This is a genomic window from Mycobacterium sp. P7213 (genome assembly GCF_900604305.1).
Taxonomy (GTDB): Bacteria; Actinomycetota; Actinomycetes; order Mycobacteriales; family Mycobacteriaceae; genus Mycobacterium.
The window spans coordinates 1-11,110 of the sequence record NZ_UWOA01000082.1 but is presented as its reverse complement, the minus strand read 5'-3'; the positions used below and the strand labels follow the sequence as shown (position 1 = coordinate 11,110).

The following is an 11,110-nucleotide window of genomic DNA, read 5'->3' as shown; positions in this document are numbered from 1 at the left end:
CGGCTGAGATGAACGGGTATGCGGGCACGTTGCAGGCGGTGGGTGCTGACATTGCCAGTGAGCAGGCGGCGTTGTCGGCGGCGTGGCAGGGCGATACGGGTATGACGTATCAGGCGTGGCAGGCGCAGTGGAATCAGGCGATGGAGGAGTTGGTGCTTGCCTATCGGGCAATGGCCTCCACCCATGAGACCAACACCTTGATGATGAACGCGCGCGACACCGCCGAAGCCGCCAAGTGGGGCTGACGGAGCGCAAGCTCTGGCCTGTCACGCCTGGCTTCGGGGGCATTCTTCGGGCGATCCGCGACGCGCACCCCGGCGTAGGGTCCTTGGAATGCCTCTAATGCGTAGTGACGGTGACAGCTGGGACATCACCACCAGCGTCGGGTCGACGGCCTTGTTCGTGGCCACTGCCCGGGCCCTGGAGGCCGCCAAACCCGATCCGGTGGCGGTCGATCCGTATGCGGAGCTGTTCTGCCGGGCTGTCGGCGGGGACTGGGCGGCCGTGCTGGACGGCAAACTGCCCGACCACGAGCTGTTGTCCAGTGAGTTCGGGCAGCACTTCGTCAATTTCCAGGGCGCGCGCACCCGGTACTTCGACGACTACTTCAGCGGTGTCGTCGACGCCGGGGTGCGCCAGGTGGTGATGCTGGCGGCCGGACTGGACTCCCGCGCCTTCCGGTTGTCCTGGCCCGACGAGACAACGATCTTCGAGTTGGACCAGCCGCAAGTCCTCGGCTTCAAGAGTTATGTGCTGTCGCAGCGCGGCATCCGTCCCAAGGCCGAGCGGCGTGAGGTCGCGGTCGATCTGCGCGAGGACTGGCCGCAGGCGCTGCGTGACGCCGGCTTCGACCCCGCCCAGCCCTCAGCCTGGATCGCCGAGGGCCTGTTGATCTACCTGCCCGCTGTCGCTCAGGAGCAGCTGTTCACCGGTGTCGATGGCCTTGCCGCTTCGGGCAGTCACGTCGCGGTCGAGGACGGCGCCCCGATGCCCCAGGACGCCTATGAAGCCGCGGTTGCGGCCGAAGTCGAGGCAGGCGACGACACCCGCATCTTCCATCGGCTGGTCTACAACGAGCAGCACGCGCCTGCGGATCAGTGGTTCGGTGCTCGCGGCTGGACCGCGGCGGTGACACCCCTGGCCGATTGCCTGCGCCAGTTGGGCCGTCCCGTCCCGGAGCCGGACACCCAGGCCGGTCAGATGATCTTGCGGAACTCCCTGATGTGGGCGGTCAAGAGTTAGGAGCGGTCAGCGACCGCGGCGAGAACCGCTGTGGAAGCCGAACCGCGCATGCGGTAGCGTGCGGAACAATCGAAAATGATTTTCAATAAGGAGTCGGTGATGGGTTGGAACGACGTCGGCGCGCCAGCGTCCCGTTTGTGGGCTGAAAAGCCGCCTGCGGGAGTGATGGAAGTCGCCTGCCGACCGTCTCGATCGATCTCGACAGTTAGCTTATGCAATGCTAACTTCAGCCGGGTTGGTGCAGTCAAGAACAGTGAAGGGGCGAGCCACGCATGAACAACGGTGATGCGGCTCTGCTGGCCCCGCAACCCCGGGTCGACGAGGAAACCCTCAGCCGGTTCGCCACCTGCTGTCGAGCTCTCGGCATCGAGGTCTACCAGCGCAAACGTCCTGCCGACCTGACGGCGGCCCGTACTGGCTTCGCGGCGCTGACCCGGATCGCGCACGAGCAGTGCGACGCCTGGATCGGCCTTGCCGCCGCCGGCGACCAGTCGCCGCGGGTGCTCGCGGCCGTCTCGCAGACCGCCGCCAGTGCCGGCGCCCTGCAGCGGCGCCTGGACCTTCAGCAGGGTGCGCTCGGGTTCCACTACGACACCGGGCTATACCTGAAGTTGCGCGCCACCGAAGCCGACGACTTCCACCTGGCGCACGCCGCGCAGCTGGCGATGGCCGGCCGGTGCGCCGAGGCGAACGCGGTGGTCGCCGAGATCGCCCAGCGGCGTCCCGACTGGAATGACGTTCGCTGGATGGCGATCGCGGTGAACCACCACGCCGGCCGCTGGTCGGACATGGTCAAGCTGCTGACTCCGATCGTCAACGACCCGGACCGAGACGAGTTGTTCACCCACGCCGCGAAGATCGCGCTGGGGATCGCGCTGGCGCGCCTGGGCATGTATGCCCCGGCGTTGTCGTACCTGGAGGAGCCGGACGGGCCTATCGCGGTCGCCGCCACCGACGGCGCCTTGGCCAAGGGACTGATCCTGCGGGCCCAAGACGACGAGGAATCCGCAGCCGAAGTGCTGCAGGACCTCTATGCCGCCAACCCGGAGAACGAGCAGGTTCAACATGCCTTGTTGGACCACAGTTTCGGGATCGTCACGACCACCGCGGCCCGGATCGAGGCCCGAACCGACCCCTGGGACCCCAACACGGAGCCGAGCGCCGAGGACTTCGTCGACCCGTCGGCCCACGAACGCAAGGCCGAACTGCTGGCCGAGGCGGAGCGTGAACTCGGCGAGTTCATCGGGCTGGCCGAGGTCAAGAACCAGGTGCAGCGACTCAAGAGCTCGGTGGCCATGGAAGTGGTGCGCAAGCAGCACGGCCTGGCCGTCGGCCAGCGCACCCACCACCTGGTCTTCGCCGGTCCGCCCGGGACCGGTAAGACCACCATCGCGCGCGTGGTGGCCAAGATCTACTGCGGCCTGGGCCTGCTGAAAAAAGAGAACATCAAAGAGGTGCACCGTGCCGACCTGATCGGTCAGCACATCGGTGAGACCGAGGCCAAGACCAACGCCATCATCGACAGTGCTCTCGACGGTGTGCTGTTCCTCGATGAGGCATACGCCCTGGTGGCCACCGGCGCCAAGAACGACTTCGGACTGGTCGCCATCGACACGCTGCTGGCGCGGATGGAGAACGACCGCGACCGGCTGGTGGTGATCGTCGCCGGTTACCGGGCCGACCTGGACCGGTTCTTGGACACCAACGAAGGTCTGCGGTCGCGTTTCACCCGCAGCATCGACTTCCCGTCCTACCAGCCGCCGGAGCTGGTCGAGATCGCGCACAAGATGGCCGAGCAACGCGACAGCCGTTTCGAGCAGTCCGCACTCGAAGAGATGGAGGCGCTGTTCGGTCAGCTGGCCCAGGCGTCGCACCCCGACGCCAACGGCGTCGCCCGGCGCAGCCTGGACATCGCCGGCAACGGCCGGTTCGTGCGAAACCTCGTCGAACGCTCCGAGGAGGAGCGCGAATTCCGGCTTGACCATTCCGAACAATCCGGCACCGGACTGTTCACCGATGAGGAGCTCATGACCATTACGACCGAAGATGTTCGTAACTCGGTGGCGCCGTTGCTGCGTGGCCTGGGCCTGGAGGCCAAGGCATGAGCGCGGCCCAATCCGACCGGCCCGATGACGAGCGGCGATCGTTCGCGTCACGGACCCCGGTCAACGAGAATCCCGACCGGGTCGAGTACCGGCGCGGTTTTGTCACCAAGCATCAGGTCAGCGGCTGGCGTTTCGTCATGCGGCGCATCGCCTCCGGCGTAGCCCTGCACGACACCCGGATGCTCGTCGAACCACTGCGGTCCCAAGCGCGTGCGGTGCTGATGGGACTGCTGGTGCTGGCCACCGTCGCCGCCGGCTGCTTCGTCTTCACCCTGATCTGGCCCAACAGCGCGGCCAAAGACGACCCGGTGCTGGCAGACAAGTCCACCTCCGCGCTGTATGTGCGCGTCGGCGACCAGCTGCACCCGGTGCTGAACCTGACCTCCGCCCGCCTGATCGCCGGCCGGCCGGTCAACCCGACCGTGGTGAAAAGCACTGCGCTGGACAAGTTCGCCCGCGGCAACCTGATCGGCATCCCCGGGGCCCCAGAACGCATGGTGCAAAGCAGCTCCCATGACGCCGACTGGACGGCGTGCGACTCGGTGACCGGCTCGACTGCCGGGGTCACAGTGATCGGTGGCCCGTTGGACTCCAACGGATCCCGTGCCGGTGCGCTCGAAGCGCAGCATGCGGTGCTGGCCGACAACGGTGCCGGCGCATGGCTGCTGTGGGACGGCAAGCGCAGCCGGATCGACCTGGCCGACCACGCCATCACCGGTGCCCTGGGTCTGGGCGAGCGGGGTTCGGCGGTGCCCACCCCGCGCCCGATCGCCACCGGCCTGTTCAACGCGATCCCGGAGGCGCCGGCCCTGGTGGCGCCGGTGATCCCCGGCGCCGGCGGCAAGCCGGCATACGACCTGCCCTCGGCCGCGCCGGTGGGCGCAGTTGTGGCGGCGCACTCGCTGGACGGCAACGCGCAAAGCACCCTGCGTTATTACGCGGTGCTGGAGGATGGTTTGCAGCCGATTTCTGGTGTGGTGGCGGCGGTGTTGCGTAATACGGATTCGCAGGGTTTGGAGCGGCCGCCGGTGTTGGGTGCTGATGATGTTGCGCGGCTGCCGGTTTCGCGGCAGTTGGATGTGTCGCGTTTCCCGGAGCAGCCGGTCAGGGTGGTTGATGCGGTGTCGGCGCCGGTGACGTGCGCGCATTGGAGCAAGCCGGCTGGGGCGAGTACGAGTTCGTTGACGTTGTTGTCGGGTTCGGCGTTGCCGTTGCGTGAGGGTGTGCAGACCTTGGATCTGGTGGGTGCGGGAGTGGGCGGCACTGCCGCACGCGTCGCGTTGACGCCGGGCTCGGGTTATTTTGCTCAGAGTGTCAACAGTGACCCGGCGGCCAACGCCAGCGCGGGCCCGCTGTTTTGGATTTCGGATACCGGTGTGCGCTATGGCATCAACACCGAGGCCGGCACCAATGGTGGCGAGGGAGACACTATTTCGGCGCTTGGTTTGAGTGGGCCGGCGTTGCCGATTCCGTGGTCGGTGTTGTCGCAGTTTGCTGTTGGTCCTGCTTTGTCGCGCAGTGATGCGTTGTTGGCTCATGATGGGTTGGCGCCGGATGCGCGTCCGGGTCGTCGTGCCACGGCTGGGTTGGGTGGCGTTTCTAGTGTTGGGGAGTCCCGGTGAGTCGTTTGATTTTTGAGGCCCGTCGTCGGTTGCCGGTGCCGCCGGTTGATCGGGGCACGATCACGATTGAGCCGCCGCCGGAGTTGCCGCGGTTGGTTCCGGCGTCGTTTTTGCAGCGGGCGTTGCCGGTGGTGATTGTGATTTTGATTGTGGGCATGGTGATTGCCATGGTCGCGACGGGGATGCGGTTGGTGTCTCCGGTGATGTTGTTCTTCCCGTTTGCGTTGTTGGTGGCGGCGGCCGGTATTTATCGGGGTGGTGATAAGAAGGCCCGCACGGTGGAGGTTGATGCTGAGCGGGCGGATTATCTGCGGTATTTGTCGGTGGTTCGGGACAATATTCGGGGGTCGGCGGCCAAGCAGCGGGCAGCGGCGCTGTGGTCGCATCCGGATCCGGCGGATTTGGTGGCGGTGCCGGGTTCGCGGCGGCAGTGGGAACGCGATCCTCATGATGAGGATTTTTTGGTGGTGCGTACGGGCCGGCATGCGGTGGGGTTGGCCAGTGCGGTGCGGGTGACTGATACCGCTGATGAGATTGATTTGGAGCCGGTCTCGCACAGTGCGTTGCGCAGTTTGTTGGATACCCAGCGCACGGTGCGGGATGTGCCGGTGGGTATGGATTTGGCGAAGCTGTCGCGGATCACGGTTTTGGGTGAGGGCCAGGACGCCGCTGATGAGGTGCGTGCGGCGGTGCGGGCGTGGGTGGCTCAGGCGGTGTGCTGGCATGACCCGACGATGTTGGGGGTGGCGTTGGCGTCACCGGAGTTGGAATCCGATGCGTGGTCGTGGTTGAAGTGGTTGCCGCACACTGATATCGCCGGCCAGGTCGATGGGGTGGGGCCGGCCCGTTATCTGGCGGGCAGTGGTGAGGAATTGGTGTCGTTGTTGGCGCCGGTGTTGGCGGGCCGGCCGGCGTTCACCGGTGAGCCGGCTGAGTCGGGTCGGCATGTGTTGGTGATCATCGATGACCCTGATTTTGATGTGGCGGCCTCGGTGTTGGGGGCAGCCCGCGCCGGGGTGACCGTGATTGCGCGGACGACGGTGGCGCCGAGCCGCGAGCAGTACTCCGATCCGGAGCGTCCGATCCTGCGTATCAGCGCCGGTGGGGGTTCGATTGATCGGTGGCAGTCGGGGGGCTGGGCGCGTTATGTCGATGCCGCCGATTCGTTGGGGGCTGCGCAGGCGGCGCATGTGGCGCGGCGGCTCTCCCGCTGGGATTCCAACCCGACCCATGCCGGGTTGCGGTCGGCGGGCACTCGGGGGGCGACCTTCACCAGCTTGTTGGGCATCAGCGACGCCTCCCGGTTGGATGTGGCGGCATTGTGGTCCCCGCGTAGCCGGGAAGAAGAACTACGGGTGCCGATTGGGGTGACCGCGACCGGGGAGCCGTTGTACTTCGATCTCAAGGATGAGGCCGAGGGCGGGATGGGTCCGCACGGGTTGATGATCGGCATGACCGGCTCGGGTAAGTCCCAAACTTTGATGGCGATCTTGTTGGCGTTGTTGACCACGCATTCGGCGGATCGGTTGATCGTGATCTACGCCGACTTCAAAGGGGAGGCCGGCGCCGACATCTTCCGGCACTTCCCGCAGGTCGTTGCGGTCATCTCGAACATGGCCGAAAAGAAATCCCTCGCCGATCGCTTCGCGGACACGTTGCGCGGTGAGGTCGCGCGGCGGGAGTTGTTGCTGCGTGAGGCGGGCCGCCGGGTTCAGGGCAGTGCGTTTAACTCGGTGACCGAGTATGAGGCCGCGATCGCCGCCGGTCATGACCTGGCGCCGATCCCGACGTTGTTCATCGTCGCTGATGAGTTCACCTTGATGCTGGCCGATCATCCCGAGTACGCCGAATTGTTCGACTATGTGGCCCGTAAGGGACGCTCATTTCGCATCCATATCCTGTTCGCGTCGCAAACGTTGGATGTCGGCAAGATCAAAGACATCGACAAGAACACTTCCTACCGCATCGGGTTGAAAGTCGCCTCGCCCAGCGTGTCTCGCCAGATCATCGGGGTCGAGGACGCCTATCACATCGAGTCGGGCAAAGAACACAAAGGCGAAGGCTTTTTGGTGCCGGCCCCAGGCGCGGCACCGATCAAATTCCGCTCTACTTATGTCGACGGGATCTATGACCCGCCCCGGCAATCACCGGCGGTGGTGATGCATGCCCTGCCCGAGCCGAAACTGTTCACCGCCGGTGCCGTCGACACCGGGGCGCAGACCACCGTCGTGGGTGAGGTCGACGAAGAGACCCTGGGTCCGCCGCGCAAGCTGATCGCCACCATCGGCGATCAGTTGGCCAACTACGGGCCGCAAGCCCCGGCATTGTGGTTGCCCCCGTTGGATGACCCGATCCCGCTGGCGACCACGTTGGCTTCTGCCGGGATCGCCGAGCGGGCGTTGCGCTGGCCGCTGGGTCAGATCGACAAGCCCTTCGAGATGCGCCGCGACCCGCTGGTCTTCGATGCCCGCTCCGCGGCGGGCAACCTGCTCATCCACGGCGGCCCCAAATCAGGCAAGACCACGGCGCTGCAGACGTTCATCCTCTCCGCCGCGGCGCTGCATTCACCGCGGGAAGTCAGCTTCTACTGCCTCGATTACGGCGGCGGGCAGTTGCGGGCCCTAGAAGACCTGGCCCATGTGGGCAGTGTCGCCTCCGGGTTGGAGCCCGAGAAGATCCGGCGCACCTTCGGCGAACTCGAACAGTTGTTGACCGCCCGTCAGCAACGCGAAGCGTTCCGCGATGGCAGCATCGGCGCCCTCAACGACGGCTACGGTGAAGTCTTCTTGGTGATCGACAACCTGTATGCGTTCAGCCGCGATAACACCGATGCGTTCAACACCCGCAACCCGCTGCTGGCCAAAGTCACCGAACTGGTCAACGTGGGCCTGGCCTACGGCATCCACGTGATCGTCACGACCCCGAGCTGGCTGGAAGTCCCGTTGGCCATGCGCGACGGGCTCGGCTTGCGCCTGGAACTGAAACTGCACGATGCCCGCGACAGCAACGTGCGGGTGGCCGGAGCGTTGACCCGCCCGGCTGAGGCGGTGCCGGCCAACCAACCCGGGCGTGGCCTGACCATGGCCGCTGAGCATTTCTTGATCGCCGCACCGGATCTGGCCCAGATCGAGGAGATCAACGCCCGCCATCCCGGGCTGGCCGCACCGCCGGTGCGGTTGTTGCCGACCAACCTGGCACCCGAAGAAGTCGGGGTGCTCTATCCCGCGGTCGATCATGTGGTCATCGGGGTCCGCGAAGAGGACCTGGCCCCTGTGCAGGTGGACTTCACCACCAACCCGCTGCTGCTGGTGCTCGGGGACGCCAAATCCGGCAAAACCACCCTGCTGCGCCACATCATCCGCACCGTGCGGGAGCACTCCAGTGCCGATCAGGTGGCGTTCACCGTCATCGACCGCCGTCTGCACCTCGTCGATGAACCCCTCTACCCCGACAATGAGTACACCGCGAACATCGACCGGGTCATCCCGGCCATGCTCGGCCTCTCCGCGTTGATCGGCTCCCGCCGGCCCCCCGCAGGCCTATCGGCGGCGGATCTGGCCTCCTGGAGCTATGACGGCCACACCCACTACCTGATCATCGACGACGTCGACGCCATCCCCGACACGCCGGCCCTGACCGGCCCCTACGCCGGGCAACGACCATGGACCACCCTGATCGAACTGCTCTCCCAAGCAAACGATCTCGGACTACGGGTCATCGTCACCGCACGCGCCACCGGCTCAGCACACGCCTTAATGACCAACCCACTACTGCGACGGCTCAACGACCTGCAAGCCACCACCCTGATGCTCTCCGGCAACCCCGCCGACAGCGGCAAAATCCGCGGCCAACGCTTCGCACGCCTACCCGCAGGACGCGCAATCCTACTAACCGACAACGACGAACCCACCTACCTACAACTAGTCAACCCGCAATTCAGCGAAACCTTGACGCGCTGACGCGTATCGAATTACGGAAGGGGAAATTGTCATGACGCTCAATGTGGTTCCGGAAGGTCTCGCCGCCGCCAGTGCAGCGGTCGAGGCATTGACCGCCCGTCTGGCGGCAGCGCAGGCCAGCGCCGCCCCGCTGATCACCGCGGTGGTTCCACCAGCCGCCGACCCGGTGTCGCTGCAGACCGCTGCCGGTTTCAGCGCGCAGGGCAGTGAGCACGCCGCGGTGGCGGCGCAGGGCGCCACTGAGTTGGGCCGCGCCGGTGTCGGTGTCGGTGAGTCCGGTGTCAACTACGCCGCCGGTGACGCGGCGGGCGCCTCGACGTATTTCTTGGGCACGCGCGGCTGATGATTTCCGCCCCGGTCTGGATCGCCTCCCCGCCGGAGGTGCATTCAGCATTGCTGAGCAGCGGCCCCGGACCGGGTCCGTTGCTGTCGGCTGCCGGGGTGTGGAATTCATTGAGCGTCGAATACGCCTCAGTGGCAGACGAACTCACCGCGCTGCTCGGGGCGGTGCAGACCGGCGCATGGCAGGGACCCAGCGCCGAGCAGTACTTGGCCGCGCACGCGCCGTATCTGGCGTGGCTGGGCCAGGCCAGCGCGGACAGTGCCGGGGTAGCCGCGCAGCATGAGGTGGCCGCCACGGCGTACACCAGCGCACTGGCGTCGATGCCGACACTGGCCGAACTGGCCACCAATCACATGACGCACGGGGTGCTGGTAGCCACCAACTTCTTCGGGATCAACACGATCCCGATCACGCTCAACGAAGCCGACTATGTCCGGATGTGGATCCAGGCAGCCACCACCATGAGCACCTATCACGCGGTGTCCGGTGCGGCCCTGGCGTCGGCGCCGCGGCCGGTGGAGGCCCCTCCGGTGGTCAAGTCCGATTCGGCCTTGCCCGCCGACGACACTTCCTCGGGGGGCATCGGGGACTTCTTCACCCGGCTGTTCGAACAGCTCGGCCAGCTCCTGGCCAACCCGATCGGGGTGATCCGGGAGATCCTGAGCACGCCCGGCGCCCTGGTGACCTGGTTCCCCTTGCTGTTCTTTATCGCCTACGAGGCCTTCTTCATCCCGTTCGGCTTCACCTTCTGGGGAGTGATGCTCGGCGCGACGATCATGGTGCCGATCGTCCTGGGCGTCGGGCTCGCCTACCTGGCCGACCTCCTGGGCGGGGACTGGACTATGGACGCGGTCGCCAAGCCGGCGCCGGGTCCGGCCGCCCCATCGCCCGATCGGCCGACCGTCGCGGTGGCGGGCTTTGGGCCCGGGATCGCCACACCCGGTGCGGCGAGTGTTCCGGCAGCGCCGCCCGCCCCGGCGGCGGCACCTCCCGCTCCGGCAGCCGGGGCGATGGGCTTCGGCTACCTGGTCGGAGGGGGCGACCCGGGTACCGGACTCGGCCCGACCCTGACCGACCGCAACAAGGCGCAGGCACCGTCGTCACGGGTGCCCGCTGCCGCGGCGGCGGTGAGCAGCTCAGCCCGGGAAAGATCTCGGGCGCGGCGGCGGCGCCGCGCTATCCTGCACGACCACGCCGACGAGTTCATGGACATGAATTCCGGTCCTGCAACCGATCCCGCCGGGGAGACGCCGTCCACGGCTGGATCGGACCGCGGCTCCGGGCCGCTCGGATTCACCGGCACGGTGGAAAAGCGTGCCGGCAGTGCGGCATCCGGGTTGACCACCTTGACCGGTGACGGATTCGGCGGCGGCCCGAATATGCCGATGTTGCCCGATACCTGGAGCGATAAAGAACTTGGCGACTCCGCTGGGGAGTCGGAATCGGAACCGAAGTAGAAGTCAGGAAAGGAGTGCGGGGATGAGTATGTTGGATGCGCATATTCCGCAGTTGGTGGCGTCGGAGTCGGCGTTTGGTGCCAAGGCGGCGTTGATGCGGTCGACGATGGCGCAGGCGGAGCAGGCGGCGATGTCGGCGCAGGCGTTTCATGTGGGTGAGGCGGCTGCGGCGTTTCAGGGGTCGCATGCCCGGTTTGTGGCGATGGCGGCGCGGGTGAATGCGTTGCTGGATATGGCGCAGGTGAATCTGGCGGATGCCGGTTCGACGTATGTGGCGGCTGACGCTGCTGCGGCTTCTGGTTACACCGGGGTTTAGCGGGCGGACCAGGGAAAAGGAGCAGACTGATGTCACAGATTATGTACAACTACCCGGCGATGCTGC

Annotated in this window: 8 protein-coding genes; all 8 read left to right on the top strand. The window is 66.3% G+C overall.

The features are described from left to right. Positions 1-8 precede the first annotated feature (8 nt). On the top strand, positions 9-245 hold the full coding sequence (locus EJK91_RS20700; RefSeq protein ID WP_241178747.1) for a WXG100 family type VII secretion target: 237 nt from the start codon (positions 9-11) through the stop codon (positions 243-245). Between the two features lie 97 nt (positions 246-342). Further along, on the top strand, positions 343-1,242 hold the full coding sequence (locus EJK91_RS20695; RefSeq protein ID WP_125079845.1) for a class I SAM-dependent methyltransferase: 900 nt from the start codon (positions 343-345) through the stop codon (positions 1,240-1,242). Between the two features lie 272 nt (positions 1,243-1,514). Further along, positions 1,515-3,347, top strand: coding sequence for a type VII secretion AAA-ATPase EccA (gene eccA, locus EJK91_RS20690; RefSeq protein WP_125079842.1), 1,833 nt, complete (start codon positions 1,515-1,517; stop codon positions 3,345-3,347). Beyond that, a complete protein-coding gene (gene eccB, locus EJK91_RS20685; protein WP_125079841.1) occupies positions 3,344-4,969 on the top strand; it encodes a type VII secretion protein EccB in 1,626 nt (541 codons plus the stop codon). Before eccA ends, eccB begins: the two co-directional genes overlap by 4 nt. Continuing rightward, positions 4,966-8,928 (top strand): type VII secretion protein EccCa, encoded by a 3,963-nt coding sequence (gene eccCa / locus EJK91_RS20680; RefSeq protein ID WP_125079840.1) that lies wholly within the window; start codon positions 4,966-4,968, stop codon positions 8,926-8,928. The genes eccB and eccCa overlap by 4 nt, the downstream gene beginning before the upstream one ends. 31 nt (positions 8,929-8,959) lie before the next feature. Further along, positions 8,960-9,271 (top strand): PE family protein, encoded by a 312-nt coding sequence (locus tag EJK91_RS20675; RefSeq protein ID WP_024443852.1) that lies wholly within the window; start codon positions 8,960-8,962, stop codon positions 9,269-9,271. Continuing rightward, positions 9,271-10,728 (top strand): PPE family protein, encoded by a 1,458-nt coding sequence (locus EJK91_RS20670; protein WP_164518051.1) that lies wholly within the window; start codon positions 9,271-9,273, stop codon positions 10,726-10,728. Before EJK91_RS20675 ends, EJK91_RS20670 begins: the two co-directional genes overlap by 1 nt. A 22-nt stretch (positions 10,729-10,750) precedes the next feature. Beyond that, on the top strand, positions 10,751-11,044 hold the full coding sequence (locus EJK91_RS20665; protein WP_064890669.1) for a hypothetical protein: 294 nt from the start codon (positions 10,751-10,753) through the stop codon (positions 11,042-11,044). The last annotated feature ends 66 nt before the right edge of the window (positions 11,045-11,110 follow it).